18 protein-coding genes and 1 pseudogene are annotated in these 20,286 nt (G+C 68.4%); 16 read left to right on the top strand and 3 right to left on the bottom strand.

The genetic code is table 11. From position 1 onward, the window contains the following. Positions 1-17: 17 nt before the first annotated feature. The 5 genes and pseudogenes from WCD74_RS22125 to WCD74_RS22105 all read left to right on the top strand — a co-directional run bounded on the left by WCD74_RS22125 (position 18) and on the right by WCD74_RS22105 (position 5,870). Entirely contained in the window at positions 18-1,628 is a 1,611-nt protein-coding gene (locus tag WCD74_RS22125) for a flavin-containing monooxygenase (protein ID WP_337697051.1), read from the top strand. 74 nt (positions 1,629-1,702) lie between these two features. Continuing rightward, entirely contained in the window at positions 1,703-2,809 is a 1,107-nt protein-coding gene (locus WCD74_RS22120) for an alkene reductase (RefSeq protein ID WP_337697050.1), read from the top strand. A 6-nt stretch (positions 2,810-2,815) separates the two neighbouring features. Continuing rightward, entirely contained in the window at positions 2,816-3,076 is a 261-nt protein-coding gene (locus WCD74_RS22115; protein ID WP_337697049.1) for a hypothetical protein, read from the top strand. Further along, on the top strand, positions 3,073-4,014 hold the full coding sequence (kce, locus tag WCD74_RS22110; RefSeq protein ID WP_337697048.1) for a 3,5-dioxohexanoate:acetyl-CoA acetone transferase: 942 nt from the start codon (positions 3,073-3,075) through the stop codon (positions 4,012-4,014). The genes WCD74_RS22115 and kce overlap by 4 nt, the downstream gene beginning before the upstream one ends. A gap of 659 nt (positions 4,015-4,673) precedes the next feature. Next, positions 4,674-5,870: pseudogene (locus tag WCD74_RS22105) on the top strand (IS701 family transposase). Between the two features lie 1,030 nt (positions 5,871-6,900). On the opposite strand, the gene WCD74_RS22100 reads toward WCD74_RS22105, so the two are convergent. After that, positions 6,901-7,734 carry a mycofactocin-coupled SDR family oxidoreductase gene (locus tag WCD74_RS22100; protein ID WP_337697047.1) on the bottom strand — a complete coding sequence of 278 codons (834 nt, stop codon included), beginning with the start codon at positions 7,732-7,734 and terminating at the stop codon, positions 6,901-6,903. 71 nt (positions 7,735-7,805) lie between these two features. Between WCD74_RS22100 and WCD74_RS22095 the strand changes: the two genes are divergently transcribed. The 4 genes from WCD74_RS22095 to ssb all read left to right on the top strand — a co-directional run bounded on the left by WCD74_RS22095 (position 7,806) and on the right by ssb (position 9,688). Next, a complete protein-coding gene (locus WCD74_RS22095) occupies positions 7,806-8,084 on the top strand; it encodes a hypothetical protein (RefSeq protein WP_337697046.1) in 279 nt (92 codons plus the stop codon). Positions 8,085-8,093: 9 nt separating this feature from the next. Beyond that, positions 8,094-8,873, top strand: coding sequence for a transposase (locus WCD74_RS29980; protein WP_373696115.1), 780 nt, complete (start codon positions 8,094-8,096; stop codon positions 8,871-8,873). Continuing rightward, entirely contained in the window at positions 8,857-9,006 is a 150-nt protein-coding gene (locus tag WCD74_RS22090) for a hypothetical protein (protein WP_337697045.1), read from the top strand. The genes WCD74_RS29980 and WCD74_RS22090 overlap by 17 nt, the downstream gene beginning before the upstream one ends. A 253-nt stretch (positions 9,007-9,259) precedes the next feature. Further along, positions 9,260-9,688, top strand: coding sequence for a single-stranded DNA-binding protein (gene ssb / locus WCD74_RS22085; protein ID WP_337697044.1), 429 nt, complete (start codon positions 9,260-9,262; stop codon positions 9,686-9,688). Positions 9,689-10,256: 568 nt separating this feature from the next. Here the strand turns inward: ssb and WCD74_RS22080 are convergent. Beyond that, positions 10,257-11,486 (bottom strand): hypothetical protein, encoded by a 1,230-nt coding sequence (locus tag WCD74_RS22080; RefSeq protein WP_337697043.1) that lies wholly within the window; start codon positions 11,484-11,486, stop codon positions 10,257-10,259. A gap of 678 nt (positions 11,487-12,164) precedes the next feature. Further along, complete coding sequence (locus WCD74_RS22075; RefSeq protein ID WP_337697042.1) at positions 12,165-13,055, bottom strand: helix-turn-helix domain-containing protein; 891 nt, start codon at positions 13,053-13,055, stop codon at positions 12,165-12,167. 147 nt (positions 13,056-13,202) lie between these two features. Between WCD74_RS22075 and WCD74_RS22070 the strand changes: the two genes are divergently transcribed. The 7 genes from WCD74_RS22070 (at position 13,203) to WCD74_RS22040 (ending at position 20,283) form a co-directional block, all read left to right on the top strand. Then, positions 13,203-14,117, top strand: coding sequence for an alpha/beta hydrolase (locus WCD74_RS22070; RefSeq protein WP_337697041.1), 915 nt, complete (start codon positions 13,203-13,205; stop codon positions 14,115-14,117). A 4-nt stretch (positions 14,118-14,121) separates the two neighbouring features. Continuing rightward, the gene (locus tag WCD74_RS22065; protein ID WP_337697040.1) at positions 14,122-14,499 is read left to right on the top strand and encodes a DUF2255 family protein; all 378 of its coding nucleotides are present in this window, start codon (positions 14,122-14,124) and stop codon (positions 14,497-14,499) included. A gap of 114 nt (positions 14,500-14,613) precedes the next feature. Further along, on the top strand, positions 14,614-15,945 hold the full coding sequence (locus tag WCD74_RS22060; RefSeq protein WP_337697039.1) for an MFS transporter: 1,332 nt from the start codon (positions 14,614-14,616) through the stop codon (positions 15,943-15,945). A gap of 33 nt (positions 15,946-15,978) precedes the next feature. Next, positions 15,979-17,658, top strand: a complete 1,680-nt coding sequence (locus WCD74_RS22055; protein ID WP_337697038.1) for a CoA-transferase — start codon at positions 15,979-15,981, stop codon at positions 17,656-17,658. After that, a complete protein-coding gene (locus WCD74_RS22050) occupies positions 17,655-18,824 on the top strand; it encodes an acyl-CoA dehydrogenase family protein (RefSeq protein WP_337697037.1) in 1,170 nt (389 codons plus the stop codon). Before WCD74_RS22055 ends, WCD74_RS22050 begins: the two co-directional genes overlap by 4 nt. Then, positions 18,821-19,624 (top strand): enoyl-CoA hydratase/isomerase family protein, encoded by an 804-nt coding sequence (locus WCD74_RS22045; protein ID WP_337697036.1) that lies wholly within the window; start codon positions 18,821-18,823, stop codon positions 19,622-19,624. The genes WCD74_RS22050 and WCD74_RS22045 overlap by 4 nt, the downstream gene beginning before the upstream one ends. Beyond that, the gene (locus tag WCD74_RS22040; protein ID WP_337697035.1) at positions 19,624-20,283 is read left to right on the top strand and encodes a nitroreductase; all 660 of its coding nucleotides are present in this window, start codon (positions 19,624-19,626) and stop codon (positions 20,281-20,283) included. The genes WCD74_RS22045 and WCD74_RS22040 overlap by 1 nt, the downstream gene beginning before the upstream one ends. The last annotated feature ends 3 nt before the right edge of the window (positions 20,284-20,286 follow it).

Here is a 20,286-nt window from a genome sequence, read left to right as displayed (position 1 = left end):
AAGGAGCCGATGTGTCAGTGAACGCCTCCGAGGTCCCCGCCACCGTCGACGCCGTCGTGATCGGTGCCGGTGTCTCCGGTCTCTACATGATCTATAGCCTCCGGGAGCTGGGCCTGTCGACGCTGGCCCTGGAGGCCGGCACGGACGTCGGCGGGACCTGGTTCTGGAACCGGTACCCGGGCGCCCGCTGCGACTCCGAGAGCTGGTGCTACGCCTACACCTTCGACAAGTCGCTCGAGCAGGAGTGGGACTGGAGCTGCCGTTACCCCGAGCAGCCCGAGATCCTTGCCTACCTCAACCATGTGGCGGACCGCTTCGACCTCCGGTCGTCGATCCGCTTCCAGACCCGCGTGGAATCGGCCGTCCTCGACGAGGCGACCGGGACCTGGACGGTGCGCACAGACGGCGGCGACGAGGTCCGGGCCCGCTACCTCGTGACGGCGGTAGGTTGCCTATCTGCGGCGCAGGTCCCTGCGGTCGACGGCCTCGACCGATTCACTGGCGACTGCTACCACACCGGTAGCTGGCCGCACGAGGGGGTGGACCTCACCGGCAAGCGCGTCGCGGTCGTCGGCACCGGGTCCAGCGGCATGCAGACCATCCCGGTGATCGCCGAGCAGGCCGCGCAGTTGACCGTCCTGCAGCGCACCCCGAACTTCGCCATCCCGGCCCGCAACTACGTGCTCGGAGAGAGGCGGGCAAGCGAGATCAAGGGTTCTATCGGTCAGATCCGGGACTTCACTCGGCACTCGTTCGCTGGCTTTCCTTTCGATCTGCGCGAAGGCAACCTGCTCGACATCGACCCGGACGTTGCCCGCGAACAGTTCGAGGAGGCGTGGGAGGCCGGCGGGTTCGAGCTCGTTTTCGCTGGCTACGGCGACGTGCTCGTCGACGAGAAGGCCAACGCCGTCGTGGCGGATTTCGTGCGGGAGAAGATCGCCGAAGTCGTGGATGATCCCGAGACAGTGGCGAGGCTACAGCCACGCGACTACCCGATCGGTACCAAGCGCGTGGTGCTCGACACCAACTACTTCGAGACCTACAACCGCGACAACGTGGAGCTAGTGTCGCTGCGCGAGGAGCCGCTGCATGAGGTCACCGCAACGGGGATTCGGGTCGGCGCCCGCGAGATCGAGGTCGACGCGATCGTGTTCGCGACCGGTTTCGACGGCCTGACCGGCGCCCTGGGCAAGATTGATATCAAGGGCCGGGGCGGCGAGCGGCTAAAGGAGAAGTGGGCGGCCGGACCACGTACCTACCTGGGCGTGGCCTCGGCCGGTTTCCCGAACATGTTCATGATCACCGGTCCGGGCAGCCCGTCGGTGATGAGCAACATGCCGGTCTCGATCGAACAGCACGTCGAATGGATCCGGGACTGCATCGGGCATCTGGAGGAGGTCGGAGCGGCAGGCATCGAGGCCACACGCACGGCCGAGGACGGATGGGTAGAGCACGTCAACGAGACCGCCGCCGCGACTCTATTTCCGAAGGCGAACTCCTGGTACATGGGCGCGAACGTGCCGGGCAAGCCGCGGGTGTTCATGCCGTACCTGGGCGGTGTCGGCCCCTACCGGCAGCACTGTGCCGAGGTGGCCGAGCGCGGGTACGAGGGGTTCTCGGTGGTCTGACCCACTGACTCGGGGCGGGCCGGGCACAGCCTGGCCCGACCCGTACCCCGACCGTTCGAACAGGAGAGGGCGACATGAGCCAGGATCTAAAGCTGTTCTCGCCGGTGAAGCTCGGCCCCTACGATCTGCCGCATCGCATCGTGATGGCCCCGCTGACCAGGATGCGGGCCGGTGACGGCTGGGTACCGACGGACCTGAACGTCGAGTACTACGCGCAGCGGGCCTCCGCCGCATTCGTCCTTGCGGAGGCGTCCCAGGTCGCCCCGGAGGGAATGGGCTATCACAGCACTCCTGGCATCCACTCGCCCGAGCAGATCGAGGGCTGGCGGCGGGTCACCGAGGCGGTGCACGCCCGCGGCGGCCGAATCTTCCTTCAACTGTGGCACTCCGGGCGCATCTCGCACCCGCTTCTGCAGCCGGACGGTGGTCAGCCGATCGGACCCAGCGCCGTCCCTGCCGACGGCCTGGCATTCACCCTCGACGGCCCAAGGCCGTGTGCCGAACCGCGGGCGCTGGAGACCGACGAGATTCCAGAGATCGTCGACCAGTTCGGCAAGGGCGCCCGCAACGCCATGGACGCGGGCTTCGACGGCGTGGAGCTTCACGGCGCCAACGGCTACATCATCGACCAGTTCCTCCAGGACGGCGCCAACCACCGCACCGACGACTACGGCGGGTCGATCGAGAACCGCTCGCGATTCCTGTTCGACGTGGTCCGCGCGGTGACCGAGATCTGGGGGCGCGATCGGGTCGGCGTGCGGCTATCCCCGTGCGGGACCTACAACGGCATCTTCGACTCGGATCCGCAAAGCCTGTTTCGGCACGTCGCCAGTCAGCTGTCCCGCTACGGGATCGGGTATCTGCACATCATCGAGCCCCGTATCGCGGGCGTCGAGACCGTCGACCGAGCTCCGGAGGGACTAGGTGTCGACGAGCTCCGCCCGTACTTCCCTGGAACAATGATCACGGCGGGCGCGTACAACCGGGAGTCCGCGGAGTCCGTGCTGCGCGCCGGAAACGCCGATCTCGTAGCGTTCGGTCGGCTGTTCCTCGCCAATCCAGACCTGCCTGCCCGCTTCGCTGCCGGATCGCCACTCAACCCCTACGACCGCGACACCTTCTACGGGGGCGACGCCCGCGGTTACACCGACTATCCGCTGTTGGCTGTCGAGCCATTCTGAGGTGTGGTGACGACGCAGGGAGCGCGCCCGCCCGGCACCTTCACGCCCTCGTCGAGCCGGGACGGCCGCAACATCCCAGTCGATTGGATCAAGATCACCTACGACGCCGGCAATCCCGCGCCCGACACGGACCTCTACGCGGCCGCGGCAGGACACGTCTCGGTGACCGCGTTATCTGTCAATCTCACCTCCGAGGCTTCCAACGATCTCCTGCGCGAAGCGTTCAACGGAGGTCCTGCGCCGATCCCGAGCGAGGAGCCCGCATGACACAGCCAAGCCCCCGCAACGCCATCATCACGTGTGCAGTGACCGGCGCGGTGCACACACCGACCATGTCGCCGGCTCTCCCTGTCACGCCCACAGAGATCGCGACCGCGAGCCTCGAGGCGCACGCCGCCGGCGCAGCGATCGTCCATCTCCACGCGCGCGATCCGGAAACTGGTCGCCCCACCCCGGACCCGGCCGTCTTCGCGAAGTTCCTCCCCGAGATCCGGGCCAACTGCGACGCGGTCATCAACATCACCACCGGCGGCAGCGTGACCATGTCCCTCGATGATCGACTGGCCGCTCCCCTGGCGATGAAGCCCGAGCTTTGTTCCCTGAACCTCGGGTCGATGAACTTCAACTTCTCGCAGATGGCCGACCACTACTCGATCTGGAAGTACGACTGGGAGGAGAAGTTCGTCCGGGGTAGCGACGACATCATCTTCAAGAACACGTTCCGCGACATCGAACGCATTCTTCGTGACCTGGGCGAGGCGCACGGAACGCGCTTCGAGTTCGAGTGCTACGACGTCGGTCATCTCTACACACTCGCGCACTTCGTGGAGCGCGGCTTGGTGCGGCCCCCCTTCTTCCTGCAGCTCATCTTCGGCGTACGCGGTGGGATCGGCGCGGACGCCGCTCACCTGGCGCACATGAAGCAGACCGCGGACAAGCTTTTCGGTAAGGCTTACGTTTTCTCGGTTTTCGCCGCCGGTCGTCACCAGATACCCTTCTGCACGATGAGCGCCGCCATGGGTGGCAACGTGCGGGTGGGGCTCGAGGACAGTCTCTATATCGGGCGCCGACAACTTGCGGAGTCCAATCGCGAACAGGTCGAGAAGATCGGCGGCATCCTCGCGGACCTCGGGTTCGGGATCGCGACGGCCAACGACGCCAGGGCGATCCTGCAGCTCAAGGGTGCGGACGCGGTCGGGTTCTGATCCGGGCCTCTCATCCGGCCACCGAAGAGGGGATAGTATCTGCCCATGGAGAGTGCGGCACGGACCTCGCGGCAAGAGTGAGGTTGCCGCTGCGGCCGCTGCCAACCTCCTAGATACGCGACGATGACATTCCGAGCTCGACGGTGCGGATGATCGTGTCGGCCACGATCTGGGCAGGCAGGGTCGTAGGCTGCGGCATCGGGTCCCTCCCCGGGATGTTGACGACGGTTGGCGTAGGAACCGCCATCATCAACTTCTCGGGGCCCGCCTCACCGCAGCGACACGACCCCAGCTCCGGGGTCGGTCACACCCTCGGCTGCACTCCGGAATCGGAAGAGCCAGCGAAGTGCCGCTTGATCGCGCTCGTCTTCGCCGAGTCCGTCGCGGCGGTCGACATCGCGTGCGCCGCCATGGAGTCCCGCCGCGCAAAAATTCCTGGCCACTCAAACGCAAGTCGCCGCGTCTTATCCGACCACGAGGTCGCGCCCGCCCCGGACAATTCGTCGAGGGCAACGCAGCGTTCTTGACCAGAGTGCTGCCAAGACTCGACGGACCCCTGAATACGCTGCGCGGCGGGCCTAGTACTACAGCCGGATTTTGAGGGGCTGGTGCGGCGTGTCGCCTTGGCCGGGCCGGCCGGATGAGATCTTGTCTGGTGGGTGGGCGACGATGTCGGTGTCGCCGAGGTGGCGGCGTGGGCGGAGGAGTTCTCGCAGGTCGAGGCGCTGCTGTATCCGCGGTTCGGGCGGCGTGAGCCGCGAGCGCGGGAGGCGGGGTATGTCCGGTCGTTGATGGCGCCGTTGGAGCATAAGAACGGTTTGGACGATCTCGGAGGCGACCGGGGCCCGGTCCCCGGACTCGGTGCAGTGGCTGCTCACCGGCGCGGACTAGGATCCCGACCTGCTGCGTGATGACCTGCGGGTCTGGGTCGCCGAGACCCTCGGCGACCCCGCAGGGGTCCTGGTCGTCGATGACACCGGGTTCCCGAAGAAGGGTCTGAAGTCCGCCGGGGTGCAGCGGCAGTACTCCGGGACCGCGGGTCGGATCGAGAACTGCCAGATCGGGGTGTTCCTGGCTTATGCCACCCCGGCGGGCGGACCCTGCTCGACCGCGAGCTCTACCTCCCGAAGTCCTGGACCGAGGACCCGCAGCGCTGCACCGAGGCCGGGATCGGCGCCGAGGTGGAGTTCGCGACCAAACCGGAGTTGGCGACGGCGATGATCGACCGGGCGGCCGCAGCGGGCGTGCAGGCGGCGTGGGTGACCGGCGACGAAGTGTACGGCCAGGTCAGCGCGCTGCGTCGCGCCGTCCTCGAGCGCGGCCTGTCCTACGTGCTCGCGGTGCCGTCCAACCAGCACGTCCACCCCGCCGGCGGAGCACTGGGCGCCGAAGGGCGGATCGACGCCGCGGTCGCCGGGCTGGACGCGCGATGTTGGACCACGATCACTGTCGGTGCCGGCGCGAAGGGCCCACGGACCTATCAGTGGGCCCGCGCCCGGGTCCGGCCACTACCCGAGCACCGCGGCGAACCCGAGCACTGGCTGCTCGCCCGGCGCAGCATGTCCGACCCGACCGACCTGGTTTACTACCTCGCGGCCGCCCCGGCGCGGACCCCGCTGCGTGAGCTCGCCCGGATCGCCGGGGTCCGCTGGGCGATCGAGGAGACCTTCCAGAGCGCGAAGAACGAGGTCGGGCTCGATCACTACAAGGTCCGCCGCTACGGCGGTTGGTATCGCCACATCACCCTGGCGATGCTCGCCCACGCCTTCCTGACGATCACCCGAGCCGGCACCCGGCCCCGGGAAAAAGGGGGACCTGGAGCACCTGGGGCGGGGCAACAGCGATCGGCGAGCTGATGCCGCTATCGGTGGCCGAGATCCGCCGCCTGCTCAACGCCCTGATCTGGACGCCCCTTCACACCGCCATCACCGTGCTGAGCTGGCCACACTGGCGTCGACGCCACCAAGCCCGAGCCCGCCGCTGCCACTACGAAACCCGCACCCAGCCCCTCAAAATCCGGCTGTAGTACTAGCTGATCCGGCCTTTCGGAGCCGACACCGATTAAGTCCGCTCCGGAACCTTATTGCACGTCTCTGGCTTACTCTTGGAGGAGTGCCGATGCTCAAGCTTGTCGACCTCACGGGAGCATCATGGACCCGGAGGACAGAGCGCTGGTGCGTGATTAGGTCAAGGCGCTTGAGGCAGTGGTCGCGAGATCCACATCTGAGCTCGTACGGCAGGGCGCACTCCGATATGAAGTACCAGTGCGGACGTACGTGGACTCCCCGACTCCCTGCTGCACCCGAGCGGTTGTGGTCGAGGGGAAGCCCGTTCCGCGCGGCGCGGGGCATCATGCTGGAGCTGCCGTTCCGGCCCAGGCATGATGCTGCTCGACAATCGGGAGATCGAGCCTGGCGCGGCAATATTGATCGACCAGCTGGAGGCGACCGAGGCGCCGATCGATAGACCGAAGAGGGCGGCTCCGTAATGATCCGCACCGGGCGGGAGCGGTACACGATGTCGGTTTTCGAGCACCACGAGTACTCGGGGCATGAAAGGCGGCGACACCCGCGTCCTCAACCGCGCAGGGCGCGCGGATCCTCAATGCGGACGCGCTGGACTGGAACCGACCGATACAGGTGATGCGTGATGCGTTCCGGGAGGCTTGCGGCCGAAAGAGGTCTGGGGGCACTTCGCGGTGCGCGACCGGTGGCGTTCATCGTCCAGCAGATGACGAACTTCGAGCCCCTGGCGCTCACCGGGCTCGACCGTCGCCTTCTGCCCGCTCAAGGTGGCCGGTCGAGCGCCACGCCAGCGCGCGGTGGTGCTTCTCGCTTGAGAACGAGCCCGCCCGCCCCAGGGCGGGACGGGCGGGTCGCGGTCAGGTCATTTCACCATGAATCCTGCGTCAACGGGCAAGGCGACCCCGGTGATGTAGCGAGCCTCCTCCGAAGCGAGGAACAGCAACGCGTTCGAGATGTCGAGTGACTCGATCCATGGGATCGGCAGTGCATTGGTCGACTGAAAGATCGGTGCCGTTGTCTCCTTTGTCGGTACAGGGTTCTCCGGGTCGAACAGTTTGTAGGTCTTGTCGTTCTGAATCATCACCGTGTCCACGTATGTCGGATGAATGGTGTTCACTCGAATGGAGTTCGGCGCGAACTCAGCGGCCAGCGCGCGCATGATCCCAACGACGCCGTGTTTCGCAGCTGTGTAATGCACGGTGTTCGGCACGCCGGTCAGGCCGCACGTCGAACTGGTGATGGTGATCGATCCGCCGCGACCGCCCTCGATGATGTGAGGCAGGGCCACCCGACAACTGTTCCAGACGCCGGTGAGGTTGACATCGATCATCTCGCGCCAGTCGGCGTCGCCCAGCTCGAGGGCCGGGGAGATCTCGAAGATGCCAGCGTTCACACTTACTATGTCCAACCGCCCGAGCTCAGACACCCCGGCCGCGACAGCAGCGCGAAGTGCGTCGGAGTCGCGCACGTCGACTTTCGCGGTGACGATTCGGCGATCTAGCTCCTCGACGAGCTTCGCGGTCTCGGCGAGATCTTGGTCGGTGGCTCCCGGGTACAGATGGATGCTCTCCACCGGTTCGCAGATGTCCACGGCGATGATGTCCGCGCCCTCTTCGGCGAGGCGCAGCGCATGGCTGCGCCCCTGATTGCGCGCGGCTCCGGTGATCAGTGCAACCTTTCCCTCAACGCGTCCCACGATGGTCCTCCTTTGGTAGGGAGGGCGAACGGTATGGCGGGAGCGTTTCTCAGCCGTTGCATCAGGCGCGGATGGCGCTCGCTTCTCGGTGGTCTCTGAGGATTGTCGAGCTGGCGCTGGCACCTGCACGAGCTCGACCGAGCTGGGAGCCCAAGGCTCGTTCGCTGGACCGGCCCGCGACCTGGAACCAGATACGCGCCCGCCTCGACGGGGTCGGTGGCACCATCGCTCGGCAGGCCCGCGACCTGGTCAAGTGCTGCGCGAAGCTGACCGCCGAGATCCGGAAGCTCGACCAGGAGATCGCGGCCTCGGTCGCCGAGCTCGCGCCCTCGCTGCTGGCGATCATCTGATGCGGACCGCTGACCGCGGCCAAGCTGATCGGGCAGACCGGCGGCGTGGACCGGTTCCGCTCCCGGGACGCCTTCGCCCGCCACAACGGCACCGTGCCGTTGCCGGTGTGGTCGTCCAACCGTGAACGGCACCGACTCTCCCGGACCGGGAACCGCCAGCTCAACACCGCGATCCCATCGCATCGCGCTCACCCAAGCCCAATGGCATCCCGACGCTCGAGCGTTCATGGCCCGCCGCCGCGAACACGGCGACAGCGGCCGCGAAGCCCTGGGCTTCTCCTCCTCCAGCTGACCGGATCACCCGAGACCGTCGCGGAGAAGGCGCTCGGAGGACCCGGACCGCCGGGTACAGCTAGTCGAAGCTGGCACCCTTCACCCGCCGGCAAGCGTGAACGACCCCCGTCAGTAGGCCAGCCTCTGGGGCTCCTCGGTGGCGTCGAGCAGGCAACCTCCCTCCTGAGCGCGTCGCCTATCGGTATGTCAGCGAGTCCAGATTCGCTCCTGCCGACGGTGAACTCGTCGCCGATGTTTGTGCGTCGGCTGCGCTTGCGCAGTGCGCTATTCAGCTCTGCTTGTAATGGCTGCCTCGGACGAGCGTTCGGGGTCTGCGCGTCTCGCGGCCCAGGCGGTCGCGGCGGCTGCCTATCAGGCGCACGTCGCCGAGCAGCGGTCGAAGCGGTGGCGCGTGGCGCTCGTCGGGGACGCGTGGCGCGTCGCCGTGCAGCACGCGCCTGGGACCCCGTGGTCGGAGCCGGTCATCCCGTTACCCGGAGTGTCCGACGTCGGTGACCCGGTCGAGCGCCAGCGGATGGGTGCATGGCTGCGGGACAAGGTCCTCGAGGTCGAGGGCATCGTCCTGGACCGGGACTACAACGCTGCTCGGGAGGGGCGGGTGGCCCACACCGTGGAGATCACGCGGTGACCGACTGCTGGGACCGGCGTCCTGGTGTGTCGCCCCGGAGGGTCAGCACAGCCCGACGAGGCGTCGCTGCGCTCGTGTCCGATGAACGAGCTGCCCGCACCGAGCCGGTGACACGGGCCCTGCGGGGTCGCCTTCGGCGATGCCACCGGCTCGATGGAGCGCTCAACCCCCGGCCAGCCCTGTCAGGCCCTCTCTGGACAGTGCTGAGCGAGAGCGCGTCACACCAGCACCGAGCCCCAGCAGGAGGCCCACGATGTCCACCCCGATCCAGATCACCGGCAACCTCACCGCCGACCCCGAGCTGCAGTACCTCCCCAACGGCCGGGCCGCGGCCCGCTTCACCGTTGCGGTCAACTCCCGCCGGCGTACCGAGGGCGGCGAGTGGGTCGACGGCGAGCCCACCTTCTATCCGGTCACCACTTGGGGTGAGCAGGGCGAGCACGTCGCCGAGTCCCTGACCAAGGGCGCGCGGGTCGTGGTCCTGGGGACGATCAAGGCCCGATCGTGGGCGCCAACCGAGGGCGAGCGCGCGGGGGAGACCCTGACCCGACTTGAGGTGACCGCCGAGACCGTGGCGGCGAGTCTGCAGTGGGCGACGGTGACCGTCGCCAAGGCCAAGCGCGGCGACGCGTGGACCGAAGCGCCGGTAGCGGCCGACGGCGAGCAGGAGGCGCCGTTCTGATCAAGCTCGTGGCCGGCCCGGCTCCCGCCGGGCCAGCCGAAGCCGCTACCTGGGCAAGGACCTACCGGCGATCGAGACCCTGTTAGGAGTCAGTCGTCCAATGGAAGCCGATCTCCGGCGGCGCGCCTCGTCAGGAGTTTCCGGTCCTTCAAGTGACCAGCGATCACGTCGCAAACGACGACGTAAACCGCTGACCTGCAAGTATGGTGCGCCGTCAGGGACTCGAACCCCGAACCCAGTGAACAAGATTCACGTCGGCTGTCGTGCTTCACCATCCTCGTCCGTGCTGGTCAGCGACATGATCGGGACGTGGCGATCTTGTGCCGTTGGGGCTAGTGAGCGGCCATGGTGTGACATAAGCGGTACCCAAAGCGGTCCTCGGAGGACGGGCGTAGATGCCCGTGCGGCAGACGCGGAACCACGCAAGCGGTCTCGGCGTGGGGAGGCGTCGCGGGCCCCGTGCCAGTTGGTGACGTGGTCATCTTCGGCGCTCGAAGTTCACGCCGATGGAGCAGAGACGGCGCGAGCGGTCCATGTCGTCAGCGGCTCCGTTGGAGCGACGCGGTGTCTACTCGCCACGCTCGGACATGTAGAAATGCAGTACGTCCGGATTCTTGAGCGGGTCGGAATAGGGCGCAATAACCTGTACTGCCAATGCGTCCACGCTGCAGCTCGCGACCCAGTAACGCCGTCCGCCCTGTCCGCCATCTGGCACGATGGCGGGGAAAAAGTTCGAGACGGTAGGTTTCATGATGAGCCCTCCGAGGTGCTCGACCTCCGCCGAGACGTCGCCTTCGAGTAACCAGTCGAAGCCGACCCGGGACAATCTGGTGCAGCGGATGCGCGGGGTTCCGTCCACTCCGGGTGAATCGCACTGCGCGACCAGGGAGCCCGTCAAGACGTTGAGGGCTTGTGCGCAGTGATCGAGGAAGTCCTTGCCCTCATTCAGCTTCTCCAGATGAGCCTGGACCTTGGGCATGTTCAGCACCCACCCGTCTCGTCGTACTACGTCTGCGCCCACCAGGCTCTGCATAGCGGTATCGACGGACTGTTCCCAGGTGGCCCTGCGGTCGGTCAGGTTCTGGAAGGGGCCGTAGGTGCGGACGAGTCCGGTCCATGAAGCCAGCCTCTCAGTTCTCGCCATCCAGGCTGGTCGTTGGCGATACTCGACGGCGAGGACCGAGAGTGCGAGATGCTGATCGACCTTGTACCGAGCCGCTCGCTCCTCGGTGGCCTTCAACACCGTTGCCGGGACTCCGGCGAGCAGTGCGCTTCTGGAATCGGGCGGTGGCTCGCCAGCAGTCCATCTGCTCAGGTAGCCGTAGGCCAGGGCCGCGACCACGCCGGTGAGCAGGACCTCCACGTACTTGTCGAACCCGGGGACGTACTGGCGGATGGCCGGACTCAGCAGTGCACCGATGGCGCAGGTCGCGAATATGAGGACCGTGACGGCGAGATCCGCAAGGACCTTGCGACCAACGAGCGATCTCCGACGGATATCGGATGTGAAACTCCGGATTGTCGTGAATGCGCAGTGTAGTGCGGCGAAAAGAGTAGTGGAGAGGGTGATGTCCGCAGTTGAGTCGGGGCCGGTCGCTGCCACGAGTACAGCGGTGACGAGTACCGGTCCGAGACGGAAAAGGATGTATCGCTGCCATGACCGTGAGATGCTGGCGGCGAGAATATCAGACAACGCGTAGTAGTTCGCTGGCCAGTTCGTCCGCAGTTGTGCAAAGAAAAGCTGCAGGACGAGCGCGCCGACGAGTGCACGCGGCGCTGAGAGCAGGAGCGTCTGCATGCGAAGACGGTACTTGTAGGGGAACGGCGAGCCGAAGGCGCCCGGGAGGTGGCCAATGAGTGCTTGAACCCGACGGCGATCGGTTCCGCGAGCGGCGACAGGGTGGCCGGGAGGCGTTCGTGGCTGACCACGGCTAGCCCTGCTCGTGAGTCGATTTCTCAGCCCAGCAAGTGCTTGATGGCCGCGACCATTCGGTCGCGCTCGACCGCGTTCGCTGAGCTGACGTTGGGTGAGAGACGGCTGCTCAATATTCCCACTTCGTACGTCCCGGAGTCGGTCCGGAGGACGAGCGTAGGAGCGCGCAGGACGGAGGGTCGCGACCCGGCCTCAACGGCTCTGATGTCGCTCAGAGTGCCGAAGTCGGCTCCCTGGACTAAGCGACCCGTAGCGTCGATCAACTGTGTTGAGCCAGCGGGCGCGCCCGCCTTCCCCAGAGCCCACGTCAAGACTGTCGACACGTCCTCGACGTTTAAGGGGCTGAACACGGGGCGGAAGTTGGTGAGAACCAGGTCTCTGCCGACCAGGAAGTTTGGGTAAGACGCGATCGCTCCGGCGTTCTCCAGCTCACCTGGCTCGTGGGAGTCACAGAGGTCTCCTGGCTGGATGCGGAGGGCCCTACGGGCGTGCGAAGAAGGACACGCAGGACGCGACGTTCCCGGCTCGGCCCCGTCGGTGCGGTCAGGTGGTGTACGTCTCGGACGCGGGGGAGTCGGAGTTCGTCGCCGCCCAGCTGGAGAGAAGCCGGAGGGCCTCTTCGGTCGGGCTCCCGGGGTCGGCGGAGTAGCCGATGAGGGTCAGGCCGGGAACGCTGGTGATCTCGAGCGCTTCGTAGCGCAGGGTCAGCTCGCCGACCTCGCGGTGGTGGAAGCGTTTGACGCCCCGCCGATGAGCGCGGACGTCGTGCGCCGCCCATCGCGTTCGGAACCGGTCGCTGCGGGTGGCGAGCTCGCCGACGAGCCCGATGAGCGCAGCATCGTGGGGAGCTCGTGCGGCCTCGACGTGGAGCAGGGCGACGGCGTCGTCGGCGGCGTTCTCCCAGGCGGGGAAGAGCTGCTCGGCGTGCGGTGAGAGGAACAGGAAGCGCGCCAGGTTGGCGTGCTCCACGCCTGAGTCGGCGAGGACGTCACCGTAGAGAACACGGCCGAGCAGGTTCGCCTCGAGCAGGTCCAGCCGCCCGTTCTGCACCACCGCCGGTGTGTTCACCATCGAGTTCATGAGCGCGGCGACGACCGCGGGGACCCGGGGCTCTCGCGGACTGCGCCGACGGGCGGGTATCGGGTCGGGTCTCGTGTTCAGGCCGCGCACGAGCGTGACCAGATGGTCGGTCTCCTCCGCGTCCAGACGCAGCGCCTGCGCGACGGCGGCCAGGACCTCGTCGGAGACGCCGGGGACCTGGCCGCGCTCGATCTGTACGTAGTACTCGACACTGACCCCGGCCAGTGCCGCCACTTCCTCGCGGCGAAGCCCGGAGACCCGCCGTCGGGACCCGGCCGGGAGGCCGACCTGGCCGGGGGTCACCTTCGCCCGACGCGTCGCCAGGAACTCCCGGATCTGCTGCGCCTGGTCCATGGGACGCACCGTAAGGGCGCGGGTCGGCCGGAGGGGAGGGGCTGGCGGTCCCCCCGATCCGCGGGCTCTGTCGGCGCCCGCGCGTGGCGTCCACGCTGGTTGCCAGCCGCCGGAGGAGGCGGAGCGGTGATCGAGCGAGGAGCAGACGTGGAACCGGTGACCTTCTGGAACGGCCCGATCTCGATGGCCGGGAACCTGTTCCGGCCCGACGACGCCGACGGGAGCGCACGCCTGCCGGCGCTGGTCGTGGTGCATCCCGGCGGTGGGGTGAAGGAACAGACCGCGGGGCTGTACGCGGAGAAGCTGGCCGCGCAGGGCTTCCTGACGCTGGCCTTCGATGCGTCGTACCAGGGTGAGTCGGGCGGCGAGCCACACTTCCTGGAGGACCCGGCGGCCCGGGTCGAGGACATCCGGGCGGCGGTGGACCACCTGCAGGGACGCGACGACGTCGACCCGGACCGGATCGGGGTCTGGGGGATCTGCGCGGGCGGCGGCTACGGGGTCAACGCCACGATGACCGACCACCGCATCCGCGCGGTGGGCGTGGTCTCGGCTCTCAACATCGGCTCGGGCTATCGACGCGGGTGGTACGGCCTCGACCCGGACTCCGGCGCGGTGGCCACTCTCGACGCGGCGGCCCAGCAGCGCACCGTCGAGGCCGGGGGCGCCGAGCAGGCCACCATCCCCTACGTGCCGGCCCAGCCCGACGCGGACACGCCCTACGACATGGTGCAGGCCTCCGACTACTACCTGACGCCGCGAGCGCAGCACCCGAACGCCCAGAACAAGAAGCTCTTCACCCGCAGCATCTCCAAGATCTTCGCTTGGGACGCCTTCCACCTGATCGAGGACCTGTTGACCCAGCCCGTGCTCGTGGTGGCGGGCTCGGACGCGGGATCGCTGTGGCACTCCACCGAGATCCACGCGCGGGCCAGGAGCGAGAAGAAGCTCGTCGTCGTGGACGGCGGCACCCACATGGACTTCTACGACGTCCCCAAGTACGTCGAGCGGGCCGTCGCGGAGGCCGTGCCGTTCTTCACCGAGCACCTCGCTGCGAGCTGACACCGTGTCGAGCTGGAGCTCGGAGGAGCTCGAGGAGATCAACGCCGAGGTGTACCTGCATCTGGCGGCGGCGCTCCCGGACGGGTCCACCCCGAAGTGGGTGGACATCTGGTCGGTGCCCGTCGGCGACCGCCTCTTCGTGCGCTCGTTCAACGGGGTCGGGGGTGGATGGTTCGGCCCGGCCCTCGAGAGTGGTCGAGGACGGATCACAGCCGGCCGCGTGGCCCGGGACGTGACCTTCGTGGTCGTCCCGGTCGAGGACGAGCAGACCAACGCGGCGGTCGACGTGTCGTTCCGGGCGAAGTACGCCGACAGCCCGTACGCGGAGACGATGTCCACCGACCCGGTCCGGCTCAACACCCTCGAAGTCGTGCCCCGGTAGAGCCGGACCACGTCCCCGCGCCCAGGACCTCCTTGTGGAGAGACCCTCACCTTGCGCATAATATATTTAACATGCCCGGTCGATCGGGTGTGTTCGATGCGGGAGAGGGCAGCGATGACACTGAACGAGGACGCGCAGACGATCGCGCGACCCACCACGGAGACCACCCGGTCACGGCGGGTCCTGCCCGCCGCGATCGGCTCGCAGGCGATCGAGTACTACGACTTCCTGATCTACGGGACTGCGGCCTCGCTCGTCTTCGGCACGCAGTTCTTCCCGTCGGTCAGCCCGGTGGTCGGTGTGCTCGCGGCTTTCGCGACGTTCGCGGTCGGCTTCCTCGGACGTCCGGTCGGGGCAGCGATCTTCGGGCACATCGGCGATCGCTACGGCCGGAAGCCGGCGGTACTGGGATCGCTGCTGCTCATGGCGGTGGCGACACTCCTGATCGGACTCCTGCCCACCTACGCCGCGGTCGGAGTCCTCGCGCCGATCCTCCTCACGGTCCTGCGGGTGCTGCAGGGCATTTCGATCGGCGGCCAGTGGGCGGGGGTCTCCCTCCTCGCGCTCGAGCACGCCCCGCCGCACCGCCGCGGGCTGCACGCCGCACTCCCGCAGATCGGCGTGTCGGTCGGACTGATCGGAGGCACGCTCATGTTCCTCCTGATCAGCGGGCTCACCAACGCAGATGAGTTCGCGGCCTGGGGCTGGCGCATCCCCTTCCTGCTCACCGTGCTGATGTTCCCGATCGCCTACTACATGCATCGCTACATCGAGGACACGCCGAGCTTCCGCCGGGCCGAGGCTGCGCTGGCCGCCGACGGAGGACGTCCGCGGTCGTCGGTCGTCGAGGTGTTCCGTCGACCGCGGCAGATGCTGCTCGCCGCGGGTACGTACCTCGCGGCCTCGGTCACCTTCTACGTCGTCGTCACCGGAGTCCTCGACTACGCCACGCGCGAGCTGCGGATCCCTCGCGGGACGGTGCTCACGGCCACGATGATCTCGATGGTGGCGTTCGCTGTCGCGATGGTCGGCGCGGCGTGGCTGTCCGATCTCGTCGGACGCCGACCCGTGTACGCGGCCGGTGCGGCGCTGTCCGCGGTCTGGGCCTTCGCGCTCTTCCCGCTGATCGAGAGCGCGAACTTCGGACTGATCCTGCTCGCCCTGTCCGTGGCCCAGGTCGCCGTCGGCGCGATGTTCGGGACGGCCGCGTCGATGTTCGCCGAGATGTTCCCGCCCGAGGTGCGCTACGCCGGGGCCTCCTTCGGCAACCAGTTCGCCAACATCGCCGGTGGCGGACTCGCGCCGTTCATCATGGTGGCGCTGCTCGCCTCGACGGGGACGCCGCTGTCGGTCGCCGGATACGTGGCCGCGGCCTCCGTCGTCAGCCTCGTGTCCCTGGCCCTGGTCAGATTCCCTCGCGCGGCCGAGGACGTTCCGAGTTCGTAGCCGTAGTTCAACGGGATGCCCTGGAGGAGTTCGATGGAGTTCTGCGGCCTGGACGAGGCCGTCGGACGCCATGTGCGTCCGGGCGATGCCATCCACGTGGTCATGGGCCACAGTCGCTGGAGTGCCCTGGTCCGCGAACTGGCGCGGCAGCACTGGCGTCGCGACTCCGGCTTCACGCTGATCATGGCCAGCCTGTCCTCGCTCGGCACGGTGCTCGTCAGGGCCGGCTGCCTGCGCAAGGTGGTGTCGGTGTACTCCGGGGACTCCTTCCCGGTCTTCACGCCGAACCCGGTCTTCCAAGCGGGCTTCCGGGAGATCGAGGTCGAGCACTGGTCGTTCCTCACCTACGTCGCCCGGCTCCGGGCCGCGGCGACGGGGGCGCCGGCGGCCGTGACGACGTCGCTCGCCGGGTCGACGATGTCGGTCGAGAACGACGCCTACACGCAGGTCGACACACCGTTCGGGGCGGTGGGCCTCGTGGCGCCCCTGACACCGGACATCGCGATCCTGCATGCCGCCGTGGCCGACCGTGAGGGCAACCTCGCGATCGCGCCACCGATGTTCGAGGGTGTGGTCGGGGCCCTGGCCGCGCGGAGGGGGGTGCTCGCGACGGTGGAGCGGGTGGTCGACGACCTCCGTCCGTGGTCGGGATTCGTCCGCATCCCGGCCCATCGGTTGCTCGCCGTCGTCGAGGCGCCGTTCGGGGCCCATCCAGGCGGTGTCTCCGTCGGTCCCGCGGAGCAGGCGCTCCCCGTGCAGGGCTACGCCGAGGACATCCCGTTCTGGATCGAGGTCCGCGACGCGAGCCGCACCGAGGACTTCGACGCCTGGATCCGCGAGTGGATCCTAGAGCCGGCCGACCACGACGCCTACCTGGCCAAGCTCGGCGCCGACCGGCTGGCGGCCCTGGCCGCACCGGCCCGCCGTCGGGAACCCGTCCCGGCGACGGAAGAGCCCACCCCGACCGAACGCGCAGCGGTCTGGTTCGCCGACCTCGTCGCCGAGCGGGTCGCGGCGACAGGAGCCGACGTGGTGCTGGCCGGCGCGGGACTCGCGAACCTCGGGGCGTGGGCAGGGGTGGGCATGGCGCGGGAGGCGGGCCGTGCGGTCGAGCTGGCGGCCGAGCTCGGGCTGTGGGGCTATGACCCGACTCCGGGCGACCCGTATCCCTTCAGCCTCGCGAACTTCCCCACCTCGTCGATGCTGCTCGACACCGAGCAGATCCTCGGCTCGTTCATCACGAGCCCGACGACCCGCGCGATCGCCTGTGTCGGCGCGGCCCTGCTCGACCGCCACGGCAACCTCAACACCACGCGCACCGACGACGGCACCCACCTCGTCGGCTCGGGCGGCGCCAACGACATCGTCACCGGGGCTGAGGAGACCCTCGTCGTCGGCACGATGAGCCCGCGGCGCTTCGTCGAGCACACCGACTACGTGACCAGCCCGGGCGACCGGGTCCGCGCGGTCGTGACCGATCAGGGCGTCCTGGAACAGCGCGACAGCGAGCTCGTGCTGACCGCGGTCGCCCCCGGCCCGGAGCCGCAGGAGGACCGCATCGCTGCGGCCCGGGCACGGTGCGGCTGGCCGCTGCGGGTGGCCGACGACGTCCGTGACCTGCGCGAGGTGACCACCTCCGACGTCGGAACCCTGCGTCGGTACGACCCCGACGGCCTCTTCCTCGGCCGTCGATCCACGGGAGGCAGGCAGTGAGCGCACCAACGGCGCAGGTCGTCGACGACCAGGACTTCGCCCACGTCCGCGACCAGGTCCGGGAGTTCGTCCGCGACGCGGTGGTCCCGCGCGAGCGCGAGATCGCCGACACCGACACCATTCCCGAGGATCTCCGTGCCGCGGCAGCGGACATGGGGCTGTTCGGGTACGCCCTGCCCCAGGAGTACGGCGGGCTGGGTCTCGTGATCACCCAGGACGTCGAGCTGGCCTTCGAGTTCGGCTACACCGCGTTGAGCTTCCGCTCGCTGTTCGGGACGAACAACGGCATCGCCGGGCAGGTCCTGGTCGGCTACGGCACCGACGAGCAGAAGAAGACCTGGCTCGAGCCGATGGCCGAAGGGCGCTGTATCGCGTCGTTCGCGCTGACCGAGCCCGAGGCGGGGTCCGACCCGTCGGGTATGCGGGCGACGGCGCGCTGGACCGGCGACGGTTGGGTGATCGACGGGCAGAAGCGCTACATCACCAACGCGCCCCTGTCGGACCTGCTGGTGACCTTCGCGAAGGTGCGTGGCGTGCCCGAGTCGGAGGGGCGGATCGCGGTCTTCCTCGTCCCGACGACGACGGCGGGGGTCATCATCGGCCCGAAGGACCAGAAGATGGGCCAGGCCGGGGCGACGTCGTCGGAGGTGACCTTCGACGGCGTGCACGTTGGGCCCGAGGCCCTGGTCAGCGGGGAGGTCGACACGGGATTCCGCGCCGCGATGTCCGTGCTGGCCCGCGGGCGGGTGCACATCTCGGCGCTCGCGATGGGGCTCGCGCAGCGCGCGCTCGACGAGTCCGTCGCCTACTCCGCGGTGAACCGCCAGGGCGGGGTACCGACGGGAGAGCGGCAGCTCGTGCAGGCCATGCTCGCCGAGCAGGCCTCGCTGGTCATGGCGGGCAAGGCGTGCGCGCGGGAGGCCGCAGCGCGTTACCTCGACGGCAGCGACCGTCGTATCGGTCCGTCGGCGGCGAAGTTGTTCTGCACCGAGTCCGCCGGTCGCGTCGCCGACCTCGCCGTGCAGGTCCACGGCGGCGCCGGCTACATGCGCGAGATGCCCGTCGAGCGGCTCTACCGCGACGTCCGGCTGCTCCGGCTCTACGAGGGCACCTCCGAGATCCAGAAGCTCATCGTCGGGCGCGAGCTGATGCGGGCGGCATCGTGAGCCGGTACGAGCGGCTCCCGAGCTTGCGGATCGACGGCCCGGACGACGACGGAGTCATCGAGCTCGTCCTCGACGCCCCGAACCTCAACGCCGTGTCCGAGGCCGCGCACGCGGAACTGGCCGAGGTGTGGCGCGAGTTCGACGCCGACCCGGACGTCGCGGTCGTGCTGCTGCGCGGCGAGGGCAAGGGGTTCTCGGCGGGTGGGTCGTTCGACCTCGTCGAGAAGCTCTCGACCGACTTCGAGGCGCGCACGCGCACGATGCGCGAGGCCCGCGATCTCGTCTACAACGTCATCGACTGCTCCAAGCCGATCGTCTCCGCGATCCACGGACCGGCCGTCGGGGCCGGCCTCGTCGCCGGAATGCTGGCCGACGTCTCGGTGGTGACCCGGTCGGCGAAGATCATCGACGGCCACACTCGGCTCGGTGTCGCCGCCGGCGACCACGCCGCGATCTGCTGGCCGCTGCTGTGCGGGATGGCCAAGGCGAAGTACTACCTCATGACCTGCCGCCCCCTCTCGGGCGAGGAGGCCGAGCGGATCGGACTGGTGTCGCTGTGCGTCGAGGACGGCGACCTGCTCTCCTCGGCGCGGGAGGTGGCCCACGAGCTCGCGCGCGGCGCCCCGAGCGCGATCCGGTGGACGAAGCAGTCGCTCAACAACTGGTACCGGCAGGTGGCGGGGGCGATCTTCGACAACTCGCTGGCGCTGGAGTTCTACGGCTTCGGTGGCCCGGAGGTGCGCGAGGGGCTCGCCTCGCACCGGGAACGGCGGGCGCCGGACTTCGGGAAGGTGACGTGATGGACTTCGAGGGACTGTTGAGCTCCCGGTGGAGCTGCCGGGCGTACCGGGACGAGCAGGTGGCGCCGGAGCTGCTGGAGGAGATCTTCGCGGTCGCGCAGCGGACGGCGTCGTGGTGCAACACCCAGCCCTGGCAGGTCCTGCTCACCCGGGGTGCGGCGACGAAGCGGTTCGCGGAGTCGCTGACCGCGCACGTGCAGGCGAATCCGCCGAGCCCCGACCTGGAGATGCCGGCCGAGTACCGCGGGATCTACCAGGAGCGGCGCCGCGGGGCCGGGTTCGCGCTCTACGGGGCGCTGGGGATCGGCCGCAAGGACGCCGAGGCGAAGGAGGCGCAGATGCTGAAGAACTACTCGTTCTTCGGTGCGCCGCACGTCGCGGTGATCACCACCGATCGGCTGCAGGGCACGTACGGCGCCATCGACTGCGGCGCCTACGTCACGAACATCCTCACCGCCGCCCGCGAGCGCGGGGTCGCGACGATCCCGCAGGCGGCGATCGCGGTCTACTCCGGCCACGTCCGGGAGTACTTCGACCTGCCCGACGACCGCCTCGTCGTCTGCGCGATCTCGCTCGGCTACGCCGACGAGGCCGATCCGGTCAACGGCTTCCGCACCGAGCGCGCGAGCGTCGCCGACGCAGTGCAGGTCCTCGAGTGAGAA

The sequence above is a fragment of the Actinomycetospora aurantiaca genome (assembly GCF_037401875.1).
Classification (GTDB): domain Bacteria; phylum Actinomycetota; class Actinomycetes; order Mycobacteriales; family Pseudonocardiaceae; genus Actinomycetospora; species Actinomycetospora aurantiaca.
The sequence above is the reverse complement of the archived record's forward strand: the minus strand, read 5'-3'. Positions and strand labels throughout refer to the sequence as shown.

Bases quoted from the DNA above. Each gene is read 5' to 3' on its own strand.
- WCD74_RS22040 (WP_337697035.1), top strand. From the start codon at position 19,624: ATGGACTTCGAGGGACTGTTGAGCTCCCGGTGGAGCTGCCGGGCGTAC.
- WCD74_RS22075 (WP_337697042.1), bottom strand. From the start codon at position 13,055: ATGGACCAGGCGCAGCAGATCCGGGAGTTCCTGGCGACGCGTCGGGCG.
- WCD74_RS22055 (WP_337697038.1), top strand. From the start codon at position 15,979: ATGGAGTTCTGCGGCCTGGACGAGGCCGTCGGACGCCATGTGCGTCCG.
- WCD74_RS22095 (WP_337697046.1), top strand. From the start codon at position 7,806: ATGGCGCTCGCTTCTCGGTGGTCTCTGAGGATTGTCGAGCTGGCGCTG.
- WCD74_RS22120 (WP_337697050.1), top strand. From the start codon at position 1,703: ATGAGCCAGGATCTAAAGCTGTTCTCGCCGGTGAAGCTCGGCCCCTAC.
- kce (WP_337697048.1), top strand. From the start codon at position 3,073: ATGACACAGCCAAGCCCCCGCAACGCCATCATCACGTGTGCAGTGACC.
- WCD74_RS22060 (WP_337697039.1), top strand. From the start codon at position 14,614: ATGACACTGAACGAGGACGCGCAGACGATCGCGCGACCCACCACGGAG.
- WCD74_RS22080 (WP_337697043.1), bottom strand. From the start codon at position 11,486: ATGCAGACGCTCCTGCTCTCAGCGCCGCGTGCACTCGTCGGCGCGCTC.
- ssb (WP_337697044.1), top strand. From the start codon at position 9,260: ATGTCCACCCCGATCCAGATCACCGGCAACCTCACCGCCGACCCCGAG.